The 18,556-nt window shown below is 70.6% G+C and carries 12 protein-coding genes and 1 pseudogene; 5 read left to right on the plus strand and 8 right to left on the minus strand.

Annotated elements, in window-relative coordinates; genetic code table 11:
- Window positions 1-18 precede the first annotated feature (18 nt).
- Window positions 19-222, minus strand: a complete 204-nt coding sequence (locus AB0F77_RS16805; RefSeq protein ID WP_361948192.1) for a DUF397 domain-containing protein — start codon at window positions 220-222, stop codon at window positions 19-21.
- Window positions 219-1,094: pseudogene (locus AB0F77_RS16810) on the minus strand (helix-turn-helix transcriptional regulator). Before AB0F77_RS16810 ends, AB0F77_RS16805 begins: the two are co-directional and overlap by 4 nt.
- A 208-nt stretch (window positions 1,095-1,302) precedes the next feature.
- Between AB0F77_RS16810 and AB0F77_RS16815 the strand changes: the two are divergent.
- From AB0F77_RS16815 to AB0F77_RS16825, 3 genes are all read left to right on the plus strand, one after another.
- Window positions 1,303-1,725, plus strand: a complete 423-nt coding sequence (locus tag AB0F77_RS16815; RefSeq protein WP_361948308.1) for an ATP-binding protein — start codon at window positions 1,303-1,305, stop codon at window positions 1,723-1,725.
- A 142-nt stretch (window positions 1,726-1,867) separates the two neighbouring features.
- On the plus strand, window positions 1,868-2,833 hold the full coding sequence (locus tag AB0F77_RS16820) for a DNA-processing protein DprA (RefSeq protein ID WP_361948195.1): 966 nt from the start codon (window positions 1,868-1,870) through the stop codon (window positions 2,831-2,833).
- Complete coding sequence (locus AB0F77_RS16825; protein ID WP_361948198.1) at window positions 2,830-3,591, plus strand: phosphoribosyltransferase family protein; 762 nt, start codon at window positions 2,830-2,832, stop codon at window positions 3,589-3,591. The genes AB0F77_RS16820 and AB0F77_RS16825 overlap by 4 nt, the downstream gene beginning before the upstream one ends.
- Window positions 3,592-3,635: 44 nt before the next feature.
- On the opposite strand, the gene AB0F77_RS16830 is transcribed toward AB0F77_RS16825, so the two are convergent.
- The 5 genes from AB0F77_RS16830 to AB0F77_RS16850 all read right to left on the minus strand — a co-directional run bounded on the left by AB0F77_RS16830 (window position 3,636) and on the right by AB0F77_RS16850 (window position 11,097).
- Entirely contained in the window at window positions 3,636-4,949 is a 1,314-nt protein-coding gene (locus tag AB0F77_RS16830) for a DUF1524 domain-containing protein (protein ID WP_361948311.1), read from the minus strand.
- Window positions 4,858-6,210, minus strand: a complete 1,353-nt coding sequence (locus AB0F77_RS16835) for a DUF262 domain-containing protein (RefSeq protein ID WP_361948201.1) — start codon at window positions 6,208-6,210, stop codon at window positions 4,858-4,860. The genes AB0F77_RS16830 and AB0F77_RS16835 overlap by 92 nt, the downstream gene beginning before the upstream one ends.
- Before the next feature lie 79 nt (window positions 6,211-6,289).
- Complete coding sequence (locus AB0F77_RS16840; RefSeq protein ID WP_361948203.1) at window positions 6,290-6,988, minus strand: hypothetical protein; 699 nt, start codon at window positions 6,986-6,988, stop codon at window positions 6,290-6,292.
- A 118-nt stretch (window positions 6,989-7,106) separates the two neighbouring features.
- Window positions 7,107-10,292 carry a DEAD/DEAH box helicase gene (locus tag AB0F77_RS16845; RefSeq protein WP_361948206.1) on the minus strand — a complete coding sequence of 1,062 codons (3,186 nt, stop codon included), beginning with the start codon at window positions 10,290-10,292 and terminating at the stop codon, window positions 7,107-7,109.
- Complete coding sequence (locus AB0F77_RS16850) at window positions 10,285-11,097, minus strand: hypothetical protein (protein WP_361948209.1); 813 nt, start codon at window positions 11,095-11,097, stop codon at window positions 10,285-10,287. Before AB0F77_RS16850 ends, AB0F77_RS16845 begins: the two co-directional genes overlap by 8 nt.
- 351 nt (window positions 11,098-11,448) lie before the next feature.
- Here AB0F77_RS16850 and AB0F77_RS16855 point away from each other — a divergent pair, with 351 nt between their 5' ends.
- Window positions 11,449-13,605 carry a UvrD-helicase domain-containing protein gene (locus AB0F77_RS16855; RefSeq protein ID WP_361948212.1) on the plus strand — a complete coding sequence of 719 codons (2,157 nt, stop codon included), beginning with the start codon at window positions 11,449-11,451 and terminating at the stop codon, window positions 13,603-13,605.
- Window positions 13,606-13,632: 27 nt separating this feature from the next.
- Here the strand turns inward: AB0F77_RS16855 and AB0F77_RS16860 are convergent, their stop codons facing one another.
- On the minus strand, window positions 13,633-14,841 hold the full coding sequence (locus AB0F77_RS16860; RefSeq protein ID WP_361948215.1) for a sigma-70 family RNA polymerase sigma factor: 1,209 nt from the start codon (window positions 14,839-14,841) through the stop codon (window positions 13,633-13,635).
- Between the two features lie 688 nt (window positions 14,842-15,529).
- On the opposite strand from AB0F77_RS16860, the gene AB0F77_RS16865 reads away from it, so the two are divergent.
- Window positions 15,530-18,532, plus strand: a complete 3,003-nt coding sequence (locus tag AB0F77_RS16865) for a hypothetical protein (protein WP_361948218.1) — start codon at window positions 15,530-15,532, stop codon at window positions 18,530-18,532.
- The last annotated feature ends 24 nt before the right edge of the window (window positions 18,533-18,556 follow it).

The following is an 18,556-nucleotide window of genomic DNA, read 5'->3' on the forward strand; positions in this document are numbered from 1 at the left end:
CAGCCTCGGGCGGGTGGGTCAGAGCCCGTCCCGCCCGAGGTCCGTGACGAACCCGGCCCACGCGCCCCGCGTGAACGCGAGCTGCGGACCGTAGCCCCGTTCCTTGGAGTCCCGTACGCGGACGGCGGTCCCATCGACGGCGACCTCCAGGCATTCGCCGCCCTCGTTGCCGCTGTAGCTGCTCTTGAACCAAACAAGTCGCGCGGGTTCCGCAGTGTTCATCGTTCCCCCAGCAAGTTTTCGATCAGGGATAGGGACTCGCGCATGGTGAGCGCTTGTTCCCTGATGCTGCCGTACCGTGCGGCCAGGATACGGACTTCCTCAGGGTCCGTGATCAACCGGCTGGAGTTCTGTGCCTCGGTGTATCCCAACTGTGCTTTCCCCTTGGGCGTGAGGAGCACGAACGCACCGCCCATCCCCGCGTGCTCGCTGCGGTCGGTCGGCATCACTTGCAGCTCCACATTGCGCAGTCGCCCGAGTTTGAGCAGCTGCTCCAGCTGCTCCCCGTGGACTTCTTGCCCGCCGAGAGGGCGCCGCAACACGGTCTCCTCGATGACGGCGCTGATCATGGGCGGAGGTCAACTGGTCAGGATCTCCTGACGGCCCATCCGAGAGATCACCCGATGCTCGATCGTCTCCTCATCCAGCAGCGGCTTGCGCATCTCGTACAGGGCACGGGTCCGCCGCTCGGTTTGCAACAGGCCCGGAATATCATGGTTGTTGTAGAAGTTGATCTCAACCGCGTCCCGCTCCAACCGCGCATAATCCCTGAACCACTCCGGATGCCGCACCCTCCTCCTCGCCAGCGCCCGCTCCACATCCTCCGCCGTAGCCGCGAACGGCCCCCCATACCCCAGCAACTCATCGACCGCGACCAACAGATCAGGCTGAGGAGTCCGCCGCCCCCGCTCTACGGAGGAGATCGTCTCCTCGCTTTACCCGAGCCGTTCGCCCAGCTCCTTCTGGCTCATCCCGGCCCGTACCCGCGCGACCTTGATCTGCCGCCCGAGCGCCCGGAACAGGTCGGCCACCTCGTCCGTACCGTCCGCCTCACCGCCGGTGGGAACCCCCGAACCGCCCGCCTGTGCCGCCATCCCATACCACCGCCCACTTTCGTCGTACCAGGGGCGAACCGCCGAACGTCCGGCCAGGTCACGGCCGTACGCCCGAACATCCCACCCTCCGCACCTGGACAGTCACTCTCCGTACCTCCCCACCTCCTCCACGCCGTAGAACCACTCCGTCACCCTCGGTGAGGTGATCCAGTAAACTGTCACCGTCGCCGGTGAACCGACCGCCACCATCCACCACTTCCGCCTCACGTTCCCCACCAGCAGACACGGCGCCCACACCGCCCGCCACGCCGCCGAACGCTGGCTCGCCGACCAGCGGGGCTGCCCGGAGGTCGCGGCCGGCGACGAGGGCGCGGCCACGGCCTCCCTCCTCATCGCGGAACTCACCGCGAACGCCGCCCTGCACGGCCGCGTACGGGGCCGCCACGCCCGCCTCGCCCTGACCCTCACGGCCGGCACCCTGCGGATCGAGGTCACGGACGCCCGAGGCGACCGTCTCCCCGCACCGACGCGTGACGCGGACGGCGAGTCCGGGCGCGGCCTGCTCCTCGTCGCCTCACTCGCCGACGCCTGGGGCTGCGAGCCCCACCATCCCGGAGGGAAGACGGTCTGGGCCGAGTGCGTCTGGCGGAGAACCGCGACCCGGCAGTAACATGCGTCGAAAGAATAGAACGCGCGAGCTATTTTCTGTTCGGGCCCCGAGGGCCACGCCGCCCCGTCATACTGAGGCAACGCGCCAAGAGGCCGGAACCAGACGCCCTGCGTCCTTCGAACAAGTACGACGGAGTAGAAGGATGACGACGACAACGATCACGGACGAGCAGCACCGCCTGCTCCTGCTCTGCGCCCTCAGACATGAGGGCGAGACGCTCGACTGGAAGCTGCTGGCCAGGGTCGCGCAGCGACCGGGCGGGCTCGACGAGCTGTACCGGGGGCGGGTGCCCGAGAAGTCGAAGGCGGCCGCGAAGGCCGAGGCCCTGCTCGGCGCGACGCTCGGCTCCCTCCAGGACGAGGAGGAGCGGGTGGCCGCCGAGACGGAGGCCGCCGAGCGGACCGGCGCCCGCCTGGTCACCGTCCTGGACGACGACTATCCGGCGAACCTGCGCCTGATCCCCGACCTGCCGCCCTTCCTGTGGGTCCGGGGGAGTCTTGAGGACCGGGACGCCCGATCCGTGGCCGTCGTCGGGACGCGTGACGTGAGCGAGGACGGACGCAGGCGGGCGGCACGGATGGCCCGCGGGCTGGTCGAGCACTCCGTCGTGGTGACGTCCGGCCTGGCCCGGGGGGTCGACACCGCCGCCCACACGGCGACCCTGGACGCGGGCGGCCGGACGGTCGCCGTGATCGGCACGGGCATCGCCGCGCCCATGTACCCGGCGGAGAACGGGAGCCTCGCCGCACGGATCGTCGCCGAGGGCGGTGCCGTCGTCTCCCAGTTCTGGCCGACGTCCGGCCCGGCCCGCTGGACCTTCCCCCGCCGCAACGTCACCATGAGCGGCTTCACCCAGGGCACGGTCGTCATCGAGGCCTCCCGCACCTCGGGTGCAAAGATGCAGGCGCGCATCGCCTCGGAGCACGGCAAGCGGGCGTTCCTGCTGCGCTCGCTGGTCGTCGCCCAGCCGTGGGCGGCGAAGATGCTGGAGGAGGGGCGCGCGACCGTGGTCGACGAACTGACCGACGTACTGGACGGGCTGGCCGGCGCGGAACAGATGCGCAAGGCGGGTGAGCAGCGCCAGCAGCTCGCGCTGGCCATCCTGTGAGACACGTCGAGGGACTCGACCCCCTCGGCTTCCCGCACTGCGCCCGCTGCCCGTACTACCTGGGCGGCAGCGCCTCCATATGCGCCACCTGCGCGGCCCGCTCCCTGGAACCCGTCCCCGACGCCCACTGCCCGGTGTGCAGCCAGGCCCTCGGAACGGCACGCCGCTGCTCCAACGCGTTATGCGAACTACCGCCGGGCGAGCGGGGGTTCAGCCGGGTCGACGCCATCGCTATGTTCTCGGGCGACCTGGAGAACGCGGTCCGGCGCCTCAAGTACGACGGGGCCTGGGGCTGGGCCACCATCTTCGGGCGCCTGGTCGTCGGGTGGATGGAGCGCAACCCGGACCGGATGGCCGACGTCGATTTAATCGTCGGCAACCCCACCTGGACGGGCCGCACCCCGATCCAGCACATCGAGACGATCCTCAAGGCCGCCGCAGTCGAGGACGCGGCCGGCCGCTGGCCTTTCCCGACATCCCCGGTCCTGGTCAAGCCGGTGGACACCGAGCGCTCGGCCGGAAAGAACCGCGAGGCCAAACGCCTCGCGGCCGCCGCCCACGCCAAGGCCATCCGCATCGAGCGCCGTGTTGAGGACCGCACCATCCTCCTCTTCGACGACCTGTTCACCACCGGCCAGCAGATGCAGGCCGTCGCCCGCCTGCTGCGGGACGCGGGCGCCGCCGAGGTACGGGGACTCGTCCTCGCCCGAGCGCCCTGGCGCGGCACGGACCGCCAGGGCGCACTCTTCGACTCGTGAGAGAGGAGGTCGCCGCGCAGGCCGTCGGCCCGGCGCCCGCTCGCTCAGGCGGTGTCCCGCTTCTCCCAGCGGTCCCGGAACCATGCCAAGGTCTCGGTGAGCAACTCGCGGTTGCCGTTCTTCTCCAGCAGCGACAGACGGAAGTTGGGCCGCAGCTCCAGCTTGCCCTCCGGGATGTCGACGCCGTCAAGCTCGTTGAGCCGCCCGAGGAGTTCGGCGCGCAGTGCGCGGTCGGTGAACGGTTCGCGTGCGGCCAGATACTGGAACACCACCTCCGCCGTGCCGCCCCGCCCGCCGCCCGGGTACAGCGTCAACGGCCAGATCCCGCGGCCCGGCGCGCCCGCCTCCCCGAGCATGAGGAACGCGCTCGTCGTGACCTGACCCGCACCGTGCCCGATCCAGCCGCCCAGCTCCTCCCAGCGGGTGAACAGCGCGCGGACCGCTTCCACCGTCTCGGGGGAGTCGTCCGCCGCGAGCTGACGGAAGAACCGGTCGGCGCGCGTCTCCTCGCCCTGGCCGCCACCCGGCGCACGCTGCGCGGTCTCCTCGCCGTCGGCCCGGTCGTCGTCCTCGGCGACCAGCAGGGCGAGGTCGTCGGCGGTGAGGCGCTGTGCCGGATCAGCGGCTCCGTTCACGGTGAAACGGACGCCGTCGGCGCTCAGCCGGGCACGCACATCACCCCCCTCGTCCTCGGACGTCCAACGGAAGCCGTCGGAGACCTTGCCCTCGGAGGTGAGTACCCGGTACGCGTTGGCCACCCTCGGCGTGCTCGCCATGTGGTTGCCCACGGCCTGGGCACCGAAGCCGAGGAACGCGGCGAGATCGCCGTACGACGTCCACGTGCCGTGGGGGAGCGCCGCGAGCACCTCGTGGGCCAGGAGCCAGTCCCTGCTGCGCTCCGCGCGGCCGACTCCACGCAGCGGGGCCGGCCACAGCGTGACCGCGCGGTCGGCGAGTTCGTCGGCACGGGCGCGGATCTCCTTCACGCCCCAGCGTTCGGTCGCGGCGATGCGGCGGTTCATCTCCAGGTGGCTGCCCCGCAACAGGTCCTGCTTGCGCTCGAAGGGACGGTTCGACAGCTCCGAGTTGACCGCGGTGAGCGTCAGGTTCCCCAGGGTGTGCTGCAACCGGGAGTGCAGATCCTCCGCCCGCTCTCCGTCGGCCGCGTCCTCCTCCAGCATCCTCAGCCACTCGTCGCCGGGCGACTGCGGCATGACGTGCTCGATGGTGAGCTGGGCGGTGGCGAAGTCCACCGGCTCGGGGTGCTCATAGCTCTCCTCCAGCCGCTGCAGGACCATCTTGCGCTGGTGCCAGCGTCCGAACTGGTAGAAGGGCGCCTTCTGGATCTTCTCGCGCAGCTCGTCGTCGTCGGGCCAGAACCGGTTGTCGGCGGAGAGCAGCTGGTGCAGCCCGTCGGCGACGGGCACGTCGAGCGGGAGCTGCCCCGGTATGGCCTGGAAGATCCTGTTGAGATTGTTCGTCGGCACCCGGCACATCATCCGGCGCACCAGGAAGCTCTCTATGTACGACATCGCACGGGCCGTGTCCGCAGAGTCGAGCTCTCCGCGCTCGCGCCGGTCCAGCAGCAGCATCAAAGCGGGGTAGGTGACCTGGGCCTGCCAGGCGTCCAGGCGGCTCAGATGGGCGCGGACCGACGCGTCCTGCTCCTCCTCGGGGTGCAGCAGCCGGCGGAAGAGGGTGGCACGGCGGTACAGCTCCCCTGATGTACGCCTCGATCTCCTCCTCGCTCGCCTCGCCGTGTTCGAACCGCTGCTGCTGGGACGCGTACAGGTCCTGGCGGCGCACCCGGTCGTTTCCGTCGAGGACCAGCTGCAGCCACATGAGCTGTTCCAGCTCTTCGTTGCTCAGGCTGTCCTGCAGCGGCAGCCAGTAGGTCTCGTAGACCTGCTCACCGAGGGTGTGCAGCTTCATGAACAGGTAGTTGCGCAGCAGGTCGGCCTGACTGAGCTTGAGCCCGGTGTTGTTGAGTGACTCGAAGATCCGGTGCACGTTGTCACCGCGCTCGGCGGTCACCGCCACCAGCGTCAGCCGGGAGGTGATGGCCTGCTCGATGCGGAACACATCCTGCGGGGCCGCGGGATCGGCCGCCTCGACCAGCTTGCGGCGGAAGAAACCGTAGGCCGCGTTCACGCTGCCCCCGGTGGACTGCTCCGTGCGCGGGCCCCGGACGTGCGCGGCGAACTGCGGCCGGTCCGCCTGGGTCGGCAGCAACCGGAAGTGGTCGCTGCCACCCTTCCACTTGTTGATCAGGTATTGCTCGTCGATGCGCTCGGCCTCGCCCGGCTCGGCGTCCCTGATGTGATCGCGGATCGCCGCCAGGGCGAGGGAGAGCGTGGTCAGCCTCTGCTGGCTGTCGACGACGAGCCAACGGGGAAAGGTCGCATCGTTCTGCGGGGACGGAGCGAGCACGACGGATCCCAGGAAGTGCGTACTCGCCTTCTCCTCGCGCTCCAGCAGCCCGGCCTGCTCCAGGATGTCGCCCCACAACTGTCTGAGCTGCTTCTCCGTCCAGGAATACGTCCGCTGATAGAGCGGCACCTGGAACTGCTGGGCCCTCCCCTGCACGAGGTCGGCGAACAGCGTCTCCTTCGCCTGCATCGTGGTCCCCCTCGGTGATCGACGCGGTCGTGGCACGTGGGAACGACCTTAGGGCCTCTCCCTGACAGTCAGGGGCGCTTCAGCCCTCGTCCAGGCACGCACACCACAGCGCGTAGGCCCGGTCCATCTCGTCCAGTGCCGCCCGGGTGAACCGGGCGTCCAGGAAGGCTCGGTCGACGATCCGTTCCGCGAGTGCGACCAGGTGCGCCGAGACGTGCTCCACCCGCTCTCCGCGCACCCGGTCCTGTACCTCCTCCAGGCGTTCCTGACGCTCCCACAGGTCGGCGAGGCTCGCGCCCGGCTCCTCCTCGCCGTCGTACACGGACGGTACGCGGGGCAGCAGGTCGGCGGTGAGGGCGGGGACGGAGTCCGGGGTGATCGGCTCGTCAGGTCCGCCGTTGCCGAGGATGCGATTGGCGATGGTACGGACGGCCTCGGAGTGTTCGACACGCGCCGCCTGGGCCCGCAGGGCACCGAGCAGTGCCGGGACCTCGGTCCGGGCCCGGCGCCGCAGGGTCTCCGCGAGTGCGGTCGTCAGGTCCTCGCTCAGGTCCGAGGCGTCGTCCAGTACGTCGTTCGCCGCGCTGACCTCCTCGAAGGCGCGCTGCGCGGTGCGGGCCGCCTCGGTGAGCAGGGCGATGTCCTCGGCGTTCGGCTTCACGCCCGCCTTCAGCCGGGCCACGGCCGCGTCCAGCGGGTCACCGGCCAGATCGAAGAGGTCCACGCAGTCGTCTTCCAGGGCGAGTTGGCCGTCCGTATCCGGTTCCAGCAGTGTCATCTCCCCAACAACCTCAGCGCTCGCGATGCCCCTGTGGCGTGCGGCAACTCCTGCGACGCATCATGGAGGTTCGTAAACACAGTCGACAGATTCATCCCAGCTGCGATCCAAGAACCGCTCACTGCACGCCGTCAAGGATCCGCCAGACCTTCTGGTAGGCCGTTCCCCTGGCCCCGAGGACCGACTGCCACGCGGCATCCGGAAGCGCGGCCAGCCGGGCGCGGGCGTCGACGGGCCGGGCGCGGCCCTGGTCGCCGACGATGGCCAGGGCGAGACGCCCGGCCGCCGACCGGGGCACTCCCGCGAGCCGCATGGCGATGGCGTCCTCGGAGCGCACGCCATAGAAGGCGTACGACGGGATGTTCCGCAGCTCGCGTTGGGTCTCGACGGGTAGCGTCGCGAACTCCTGCCCGAGCGTCAGTGACTGGAGCGCCGACAGTCCCCAGGACACCGTCGGTGCCATGTCGCCGAAGAGTCGCTGACAGCACTTGGTGATCGCCTTGAGGCTGTCGGACTTGCCTGGTTTTGTGAAATGGTCGGTGGCCAGTTGTGGTACGGACGCGCCGTTCACCCAGTCCTGGATGACGCGGGCGATGTAGTCGCCACTGCGGCCCTCGTGCTCGTCCGTGATCTCGTAGAGGCTCTCCCTGAGCTCGGGCACTTCGAGCATCACCCCGACCAACCGGGCCAACGGTTTGCGGTCGCCCTCGAAAAGAGGCGAGTACCAGATCTCACGGTTGATCCGCGCATCGCTCAGCCGCTTCAGCGTGCCCGCCACGCTCTCCCACGAGAAGCCCGTGCTGTCCACGAGCCCCAGCGCCTTGCCCGAGAGACGTTCCGCGTACTCCCGCACACTGCGGGTCAGTTCGGCTGCCCAGCCGCCGTTCACGCGGCGCAGGCTCTGAAAGCCGAGGGTGCCGCGTAGGACCTGCTCGATCTCCTCGGCGAACTCTTCGTGGTCCCCGATCTGCCGGTACGTGTGGGCCAGGTACTGCACAAAGGCCGACCACTGGGGGAGGGCCGACAGTGTGTGCAGGTCGAGATGGCCGTACGAGGTCATGGCGCTGTCCACCATGTCGATGAGCGTGGAGTTCAGCTCGGCGACCTGGCGGCCCACGAAGTTCCGGAGTTTCCGGGCCCGTTCCTCGTCGGTCGCGGCCAGCGCGATGAGGCCCACCTCACCCTGCTCGACGCGACCCGCCCGCCCCGCCAGGTTCCAGAAGTCCGAGGCGGGGATGTCGGTCCCGTACGGGAACTGGTGTGAGGCCAGGACGACGTTCGCCACGGGGAAGTTGACGCCCTGGGCGATGGTCGTTGTGGACACCAGGTGGGCCAGGTCTCCTGTCTCCATCAGGTATTCCGTCAGCACGCGGATGTCGTCCGGCAGGCCGCGATGGTGGATGCCGACCCCCTTGGCGAGCAGCCCGCTGAGCGGGAAGTCCGCGCCGAACTCCTCCTCGACCACCTCCTGCACCGCCCGCAGGTCCTCGCCGGCCTCGGTCACGTGTGCCCGGTCGTCCGCGATCTGCTGGGCGATCGACCAGGCGAAGTCCGGTCGCTGGGCCAGTGTGATGGTCTGCCCGCGGTCGCCGAGGGCCGAGGCCGTCGCCGCGGCCAGTTTGCCGGGACTGCCTGCCTGGGACCAGGACAGGCCGAGCGGTCGGTACCGGTCCAGGGGCAGATCGTCGGGCACGCTGAGCGTTCTCCGGCTGGTGACGAGGGTCTCCAGATTGACTCGGAATCCGCCCTTGCCCGTGGCCCGTTCGCGATGGGCGAGCGCCACGATGCGGTCGTTCGGTGTCCAGTCCACGGCCAGCCCGACCGACTGCCGGCTGCCGCTGTCCAGCCACTCGGCGATGACATCGCCGTTATCGATGAAGGGAGTCAGGAGTAGGAAGCCCGCGTCCTGGGCCTCCCGGTTGACCGTGGCCAGCAATAGCTCCAGCTTGATTCCGCGTTTGTCCACGCCGAGGTGGTGTGCCTCGTCGGCCACCACCAGACACAGCGGGCGCCCGATCCTTTCCTGCCAGCTGGCGCGGAGCAGCAGGTCGAGCTTCTCCGGCGTGGACACCAGCACCCGGAACTGCCGCTCGCCGCGGTCCGTGAGCATGTCCTCTTCCAGACCATCGAACTCCAGGGCGGGACTGACCCGTTCCACTCCGATGCCGAGGTCGGCGAAGTCGCGGCGCAGCCGACGCGTCACCTGGTTCACGAGTGCCCGGTTCGGGGCGACGTACGCGACCCAGCCCTGCTGCTTGTCGTAGGCGTTGAGGGCCTGGAGGATCCGGAACTGGGCGATCAGGGTCTTGCCCGCGCTGGTGGGCAGGCTGACCACCACACTGCGGTGCGCCGTGCGGATCAGGCCCTGCTCGGCGAGAGCAACACGCTGCGGCGGCAGTACCTCGAAGATCGGGCGGGGTCGATGCCGGTCGACGAGGGAGGCGACGAAGGCGTTCACCTCCGGGCTGACCGCGCGTGCCACCGTCCACAGGCTGTTGTCGATGATCTGGTCCGCCGTGGCGGTCAACAGCCGTACGAGAACCTCAAGATCGGGGTCCGAGGAAGCCATGGCCGCTTCCAGCGCGCGATCGCAGTGCGACTGCACGCGCTCGCGCACGCCGTAGTGACGGCTGGGGCGTTTCTCGCGCATGACGTGACCGGTGGCCAGGTATTGGGCGAGCAGTTCCGCCGTCTTGAGCAGGTGGTAGTGGGCGGCCAGCGACCAGGCAGCCGGACGGGCGTCGTACCCCGCCGCCGAGAGGTACGCCTCCTCCCGCCCGGCCTGCTCGCCCCTCAGCCCGGCGATGAGGTGGTCGAGGGCGTCAAGATCGTCCCACCCGCGCTTACGCAGCAACAGCAACCAGGCGTCGGCGGTTCCGCGGCGCACGCGGGTCTCCCAGTCCGCCTCCGGGTCGGGAGGAGAGGGCAGTCCCACGTTCGCGAGCAGCCGGGCGGCGAGCGGGGTCTCGTCCGCGATCCAGCCCAGACAGGCCGTGCGCAGCAGTTCGAGACGCGCCTCGGCGGAGTCGCCTCCGGGCAGCCGGGCACGCGCGAGGGCGAACATCTGCTCACACAACCGCCGGGTGGATTCCGCCTTCGGGTCCTCCGCGATTGCGTCCCAGGCCAGCAGGTCCAGGGCGTCCACCGCGAAGTCGACAGCCTCCCGGCTGCCCGGGGAGCCCTCGGGAACCTCCCCGTCGACGGCCCGCAGGGCGGAACGGATCAGCACACGCTGCGCCCTCTCACCGGCATCCTCCACCAGGTCCGGGTCCAGGGCGCCTTCGAGCCAGCCGAGGTCAGCCAAGGTCACGCACCCCCACGTGTTGGGGCCATGTGGTCATGGCCACCGGGAGGTACCAGGCCGTCAGCAGGGCGTGCATCGGCTCGACGACCGTCTTCGCCAGGTGGGCGGCGCGGTCGCTGAGGTCCTTGTCCTGCGGCGTCGTGTCACGCACCAGGCAGCCGAACAGCTGGATGTCCTTGCCCTGCGATTTCACCCAACGGTTCACGGCAGTACGGTAGGCCGCCTTGTGCTCAGGTGTCCGGCAGCGGGCGTTCAGCCACTTCATGAGTGTGAGGTGGTCGTCCTTGCGTGACAGCCGCTTCAACTGCTCGATCATTCCCTTCGCCCCGACCATCACACCCGGCGGGCAGTCCTCCTGGGACGACGACTTAACCTCGCCGAACAGCAGCCGCGCCGAACCGTCCGCCACACAGAGGCCGACCAGATCGGCACCCGGCAGGCTCGCCTTGCGGGTACGCCGGTCCCGGGCACCGTCCCACACCCACAGAGCGCCGTGCCAGTGCTCCAGCAGCACCTCGGCGAGCGCCTCACCGACCTGCCACGGCAGGGGCTCGGGCTCGGCCTCCAGAAGGGTGCTGATGAACTCGGTCTCCATGTCCGTGGCGGCCAGGGAACGCAGCCCGGACAGGAACTCCCGGGTGGCCTCCAGATCGCCGACCCGCTCGGCCCACGGTCCGGCTCCCAACTCCCGCATCACGTCGGCCGTCAGCTCGACGCCGCTCCATGACACGGCCCCGTCCGAGCCGCCGTACACCTCGATCCCGCGCGAGACACGCGGCATGGCGTCGCTGCCTTCCCCCGCCACTCGTACGTCCTTCCCCCACGCGGCGCCGGTGCGCCGCCCCCCGTGTGACCGTCCGCCGACGCGGCCCGCCCGGGTACGGGCGGGAGCCGGAGCGAGTGGTGCTCGCGACCATTCCTGAGACCGACGGTGTGATCAGAATTCTCTCCATCTCCCCGCCGACTTGTCCACGCCGCGTGTCCGCCTGTGGACGGACTGTGCCGCAAGCGCCGTCAGAGGAGTGGGAGGCAGGCTCCGACGCTCTTGCCCGAAGGTGGATACGGGGGGTGCCCCACTCCTGCGGGGACCACGGAGGTTTTCGTAAACTGAGTCAACAGATAGTCTGTTGGTCGGTGTTGTCGAAGGGTGGGGAACATGCCGCAGATCGCGATCACCAACACGTTCTGGGAGGGCGTCGACCGGCTGGACAAGCCGGCCCGCGTCCGCGTCCACAAGGCGATGGCCAAGTTCCAGCAGTTGACGGTTCCGCAACTCCACGCGGACAAGGGGCTGCACCTGGAGTCGGTGGTGAGCTCGCGTGACCCGCGGATGCGGACCATCCGCGTCGACGACGGCCTGCGGATAGTGCTGCTCGCGCCCGACGACGGCAGCGACCTCTTCGTCTTCGTCCATGTCGTCCCTCACGACAAGGCCTACTCCTGGGCCCGCCGACGGCTCTACACGGTCAACTCCGTGACCCGCTGCCTCGAAGTGCGCGACCTGACCGCCATGGAGCAGATCACCCCGCTCTTCGCTCAGGAGGCTGCCGCGGCCCCCCAACTCCTGTTCGCCCCCTGGTCGGACACCGTCCTGCGGCACCTCGGCGTCGACGACGTCACCCTGAGGGCGGCCCGCACCGTCACCAGTAAGGCGCAGCTTGAGGCGTTCGGGTCGCTGATGCCGGAGGACCAGTACGAGGCGCTGTGGCTGCTCGCCGAGGGCCTCGACCCCGACGACATCTACCGGGACCTCGTCGCCGTACGCCAGAGGACGACCGTCGCCGAGAGCGCGGCGGGGGAGGACACCGCCGGGGACGACCTGGCCGCCGCCGTCACCCGCACCCGCAGCCGCATCGCGCTCGTCACCGGCCCCGACGAACTTGCCGACATCCTGACCAAGCCCTTCGCCGCTTGGCGGATCTTCCTCCACCCCACCCAGCGGCGCATCGCCTACCGGCCCGACTATGCCGGACCCGCCCAGATCACCGGCGGCCCCGGCACCGGAAAGACGGTCGTCGCCCTGCACCGGGTCAAGCACCTCCTGGACCGGGCACCCGACACGCGCGTCCTCCTCACCACCTACACCGGGGCCCTGGCCCGCTCCCTGCAGAGCAGCCTCGCCCTGCTGCTCGACCATGACCCGGCGCTGCTCGCCCGTGTCGACGTCACCACCGTCGACGCCGTCGCCCACCGCGTCGTACGGCAACTGCGCGGCAACCCGGGGACCGCGCTCGGCGACCGGGACGAGCGCACCCGTTGGCAGCGCGTGGCCCGCCGCCTCGAACTGCCGTGGAACGAGGCGTTCCTGTCCCAGGAGTACCGGCACGTGGTCCTCGCCCAGGACCTGTGGAGCGAGGAGGAGTACCTGGCGTGCGAACGGCGTGGACGCGGCAGCGCGCTCGGGCAGGCGCAGCGGCGGCGCGTGTGGGAGGCCGTGACCCTGTTCGAGGACGGCCTGACCCGTGACCGGGCGCACACCTGGCTCCAGGTCTGCGCCGAGGCCACCCGGCTGCTGCGCGACAAGCCGGGTGCGGGACCGTTGTACGACCATGTCGTCGTGGACGAGGCGCAGGACCTGCACCCGGCGCAGTGGCGCCTGCTGCGGGTCCTGGCCCCCGACGGACCCGACGACCTGTTCGTCACCGGCGACCCGCACCAGCGGATCTACGACGCCCGGGTCTCGCTGCGCTCCCTCGGCATCTCCGTCGCGGGACGCAGCGGACGACTGCGCGTCAACTACCGCTCCACCGAGGAGATCCTGCGCTGGGCCCGCCGCCTGCTCGACAGCGAGCCCGTCGCCGACCTGACCGGCGACGCCCACGACACCCTCACCGGATACCGCTCGCTGCTGCACGGCGCACAGCCCGTGTGTGAGGGGCACGGGAGTGAGAACGAGGAGGCTGACGCGGTCGTCTGCCGAGTGCGCGACTGGATGGACGCCGGGGTCGCGCCCTCGGACATTGCCGTCTGCGCCCGCTTCAACACCCTGGCGGGCAAGCTCGGCGACCGCCTCGCCGCGGCCGGCATCCCCGTGGTGCGGGTGCGGGACGGGGAACCGGACAGCGCGGTCGGGGTGCGGGTGTCGACGCTGCACAGCATGAAGGGCCTGGAGTACCGGTGCGTCGCCGTCGCCGGAGTCACCCGTTCCGCCTTCCCGTTCGCGCCGGCCGTCACCCCGGCCGAAGTGGACCGCATCCAGCACACCACCGACCTGGCCGCCGAGCGATGCTTGCTGTTCGTCGCCTGCACCCGGGCGCGGGAGGCGCTGTATGTGTCGTACAGCGGGCGGGCCAGTGAGTTCCTCACGGCGTGATGTTCGAGTGTGGGCTCCGGCACGGCCTCAGTCCGGAACTCCATGGATCTTGCCGACTCCCGTGCGGTGGCGACGGACAGTCGTGATCTCGCGCCCGTCGTGCACCACTCGGAACCACTCGTCCGCCACCTGGACGGTGACGGTCCTGGCGTGCCACTGCATGCCCACGTGAATCCTCTGATGGCCGACCACGATGAACCCTCCGGGCCTGTAGACCTTTCGGCGCACACAGGGGATGTCGGAGGCGAACTCGGGGGGCGGCCCGTCCGTGTCGCTGGGTGGCCCGGTCACGCCGCTCGGTACGGCGTGCGACGGCTCGCGGACCGGACGGGAGGCGCGGATGCGGTTCTCGTTGATCCGCCCTAGCAGCTTCGCCAAGGCCTTGGACTCGATCTGGCGGATCCGCTCCCGGGTGCGGTTCAGCTCTGCTCCGATTGCTTCGAGGGTGAGCTCAGGGCCGTCGTCGAGTCCGAGCCGGAGGGTCATCACCTGGCGCTCTCGTTCGGAGAGGCAGCTGAGCAGCTCACGGACTTCTTCCGGGGACAGTCCACCGTAGTAGAAGTCCGGTTCGGTCCAGTGCGGGCCCTGAATGCTCCGGTCCGCTTCTTCGTGCAAGGCGTCGTCCCCGATGGACTCGGTCAGGTCTTCCAGGGGGAGTACGCGGCGGACCCGGGCCAGCAGGTCGTGCGCCTCGTCGACGGTGACACCCGCGCGGGCGGCCACCGTGGGGAGAGCGTCGGCGGGTGAGTCGTGCCCCGACTCCCGTGCCGCCTTCCGCAGTGCGGCCAGGGTTTCGTGCGCGTGGACGGGGATGCGTATCGTGCGGCCCTTGTCCGCCAGGGCCCGTGTGATTGCCTGCCGGATCCACGGGACGGCGTACGACGAGAACTTGTGCCCCTTGAGGTGGTCGAACTTCTCGATGGCGCGCAGCAGGCCCAGGTTGCCCTCCTGGATCAGATCCAGGAGGTCCAGACCGCGCCCTGCGTACCAGGTGGCCGTACTCACCACCAGCCGCAGGTTCGCCTGGGCGAACTCCGTGAACGCCAATTCCCCGAGCCGGACCAGCTGTTCCAGCTCACGCCGCAGCTTCGGGGGGAGCTTCCCGCCGGCCTCGTCCAACCGCGCGCGAGCCAGTAGTCCCGCCTCGACGGCCTGGGCCAACTCCGCCTCCTGCTGCCGGGACAGCAGCGGGAACCTGCCGATTTCCTTGCGGTAGTGCGTGAAAGAGTCGCCCACGGCCTGACGTGGGGAATCGTCCTCCTCTGGGGACTCGGCGGCGGGCTCGGGGCGGGGGCGTGGCGGAGGCGGGGCGGAGGGAACGGCGGGACCGAGCGCTCGCACGGTCAACGCGGAAAGATCCAGCCTGCTGTCCTGGTGCAGCTCAAGAGTGAAGCACGGTGGTCTGCGTGGTTCCGGCTCCGGCCCCGCTGGAACCTGGCGTTCACTCTGTGTGTCGCTCAACGTCCGCGTGGTTGGGGGAAGTCCTGGCGCGGCCGGGGCCGCCGAACCGCCTCCCAGACCGAACGCGGCCACCGCGGCCGGAGGCAGTGCGACCCCCTCCGCCATCACCCGGCCCAGCACCTCGGCCACCACCGCGGTGTCCACGCCGACCAGCAGCCCCCGCAAGGCCGCCGGAGTCAGGGCTCGCTGTGGCCCCGCGGCAGTCACCAGCGCCTCATGCAGCACGTCCCGCGTCCCGGCCTCGGTGTCCGTCGTCATCAGCGTGCCCCCCCATGTGCCGTACTGCGGTGCGACGAGCCTTCTCGCATTGCACCACCCGCCACTGACAATCAGTCACGCCCCGGCTAGAGCGCACCGTTCACCTGCGGATTCCCCATGCTCCTTATGTGAAGGAATGGTAGAACGTACAACGATGGTCGGTCCCGGGCGAGATCGCGTACGTCCGAGGCGGGAGGGGCGGGACATGCTGGTTGATCCCACGCAGTTGCTGGACGACTGCGAGCGGGCCTGGCGCGAGGCGGGGGAGCCGCCCGCTGGCGGACTGGAACCGGCCGCCGCCGTACGGACCGCGCTCGTCCTGGAAGCGCTGGTGGCGTACCGGCTACTCGCGGACCACTCCGACCTCCCGCGCGACACGGTGTTCGCACGCTGGCCCGCCTGCGCGGTCCACACCGTGGCCCTGGCCGGCGGTCCGGAACTTCCCCGTCTGGTGGCCGAAGCACATGCGCGCGTGCTCGCGGCACGCCCCGACCTGAGGGCACACGGAGCCGCCCCGGAGAGCGCCGGGGAGTGGAGCCGCGCCGTGGACGAGGCCGCTTGCTCGCTGGGCTGGACATGGCGCGCCCCGACCGCCCCGACCGCGACGGACGATCCGGTCGCCCCGTCCCGCAGTGCCGCGCCTCCCCCCGAGCTCCGTCTCGGCCCCGGCGCGGGCACTGTGCTGCTGACCCTGCCCGGCGAGCCGGACGCGGGGGACTGGCAACTGTCCGCCGACGGTGAGGTGTTCGCGGTCCGGGCGCCCTACTGGGTGCTGCCCGGCCCCGTGCGCCGTGTCGAGGCGACGGATGCGACGGGAACCACCCATGTCTCGGCCCTCGTGGACCCGGGCACCGCCCTGCTGGCCTTCGACGCCGACGGCCATCGCATCCCCCCGGACGAGCCCCTTCCCGCCGCCGAGACCTGCCTCCTGCACGCGGGCACCCTGCAGACCGAGGGCGCCGACCCCGGCGTCGTGGAACTGCCCACCCCGTACGGCTGGAACGGCTGGACCCTGAGCCGGGTGTCGCTGACCGGGGTGACACGGATACGGGCCTCCGCCGCGGTCCCGGGCAGCTGGCTGGACGTCGCCGTCGGACGGCCGCTCGGCTGGGAGGGCGGTGCCACGCTGCCCTGGCTCATGGGCGACGACGGGGCACCCATGTGGCACCGTCCGCCCGCTCTCCGGCTCCCGCGGCGCGTCGGCGAGCAGGACGCGCGACTCTGGCAGGCCGAAGTGCGCCGCCCCGGTCACGAGGAGCCTCTCGCCCGTCACACCGGCGCCCCCGGGGCGCTCCTCGACCCGTGGCAGGACGTACCCCGCCCGCTTCTGGGACCGTACGAGATCCTCGTCCACCGCGTCGGCTCCCGGCGCAGGCGCCGACTGGCGGCCTTCCTCGCCGAGGGCATCACGGCCGAACCGACCGCCGAGTGGCGTCTGCTCGCCCCGCACGGAGGCCTGGCCCCCGCTCGGCTGACCCTCGCCGCCGACGGACCGGTCACCGCCTCCGCGCACACCGTCGCGTTCTCTCCGTACGAGATCGCCAAGACGCTGGTTCTGGGCGACGGGATCCGTCGGTTCGCCGTGGAGGCGCGCATCCCGCACTCCGAGGTCCGCCTCGAACTCGCTGGCAGCCCCCAGACCTGGTCCGTCCGGCCGATCGACATCGACGCGACGGACCTGGCCGGGGAGAGCGCCCTGACCGTCCGCCTGCCGGAACAGGCGGTGGCGGTGACCCCCTTGCTGGCACTGGTCGTCGAGGGGACGACCCTGCACACCCTGCGTCCGGAACGCCGCACCCGCACGCGCAGAGGAGACCTCCGGTACTCCCTGGCGGCCTTGGCGGACACCGTGCGCGACTGCGTGAAAGCCGAGGTACGGCTGCTGGTCGCGGGGGAGAGCGTCCATGTCGCGACCGTGCGCACCCAGCCCATCGCGGAGGACGTCGTACCGGACGGCGGCCGACTGCTGCTGCGGGGCCTGCGGCACCCGGGCGAACTGACCGCCCGCCTGTACGCCGTCTTCGCCCCATGGGAGCAGCCGTTGACGGCCACGGTCGACCAGAGCGGCCGTATCCCGCTGCCCTCGGCCTGGCGGTCCCACGGCCCCCTGATCGTGCGCCTGAAAGCGGGCGCCCCCACACCCACCGCTCCCGGATGGCCCCGTCTGCGCGACCGCGAAACCCTTGTACTGCGCCGGTCCCCGTGGACGTTCGCCGTCGGCCATGGAACCGGCGCCAGGATGTCGGAGTACCTGGCCGGACATGGCGCGCTGCCGCGCGGTACCGATGCGATCCCCTACCAGTGGATCGTGGCCGCCCGCGGACGCGACCTGCAGGCGTGCGGAGCCAGGCAGACGGCACCGGCGGAATGCCGCGGCGCCCTCGCGGACGCCGGACCCACCGCCCTCACGGGAGCGGCCGACAGCGCGCTGCGCTCCGGCGAACTCGCCTCCGTGCTAGCGGGCAGCGGTCTTGCCGCCCTGCGGATACGGGAGGTGGCGGACCCTGCCACCGTACGTCACGTCTGGCGGCAGGCACCTTTGTGTGCGCTGCTGCTCACGGCCCCGTTGCTGCCGTATCTCTCTGGTGACCCCGCCTATGACGTCGACGAGCTCTACCCGGAGGAGGCAGAACTCCTCGGTGAGGTGGGCCAGTTCCTGGGCGACGCCACCGCGGCGTTGCTGGCCGGGCAGGCGGATCCGAGTGGTGCGGTCGGCCGGTTCGACGCCCAGACCCGTGCCCTCGACCAGCTCCCCGAACTCCAGCAGCAGGCCGTGTGGCGCAGTGCCCGTGTCGTCCCGCGGGGCCTGCTGGACCCCGACACCCGTGCCGACGCCGCCTGGCAGGCGTTCCGTGCCCGCAAGGACCTCCAATACCACGCTACCCGTGAGGAGTTCCGCGACGGCCTGGACGCCGTAGCGGTCTTCCTGGACGACGGACACCCCGACCTGGCCCAGGCCTTCCGCGGACGGGACCCCGGTCAGTTGCACGGGCCGGGCGAAGCCTGGCTGCGGATCCCCCAACTGTCCCTGGGATGCGCGCTGATCGCGAGGCTCGCCGCCGCCGGCGACGCCCGCGCCGCAGGCCTGGAACGGGGACTGCGCCACCTGTGGACGCCCGTCGCCTCCCACGCGCCGGATCTCACCGCCGTCGACATCGCCCTCGCGGAATGCCTGGTCACCGCGGAGGCTGTGCACAGCACCGGCTGACCACCGGTTCCCGTCCCGCCCCTA

The sequence above is a fragment of the Streptomyces sp. NPDC026672 genome, from assembly GCF_040638185.1.
Taxonomy (GTDB): Bacteria; Actinomycetota; Actinomycetes; order Streptomycetales; family Streptomycetaceae; genus Streptomyces.

Bases quoted from the DNA above. Each gene is read 5' to 3' on its own strand.
- AB0F77_RS16865 (WP_361948218.1), top strand. From the start codon at position 15,530: ATGCTGGTTGATCCCACGCAGTTGCTGGACGACTGCGAGCGGGCCTGG.
- AB0F77_RS16820 (WP_361948195.1), top strand. From the start codon at position 1,868: ATGACGACGACAACGATCACGGACGAGCAGCACCGCCTGCTCCTGCTC.
- AB0F77_RS16835 (WP_361948201.1), bottom strand. From the start codon at position 6,210: ATGCAGGCGAAGGAGACGCTGTTCGCCGACCTCGTGCAGGGGAGGGCC.
- AB0F77_RS16855 (WP_361948212.1), top strand. From the start codon at position 11,449: ATGCCGCAGATCGCGATCACCAACACGTTCTGGGAGGGCGTCGACCGG.
- AB0F77_RS16805 (WP_361948192.1), bottom strand. From the start codon at position 222: ATGAACACTGCGGAACCCGCGCGACTTGTTTGGTTCAAGAGCAGCTAC.
- AB0F77_RS16840 (WP_361948203.1), bottom strand. From the start codon at position 6,988: ATGACACTGCTGGAACCGGATACGGACGGCCAACTCGCCCTGGAAGAC.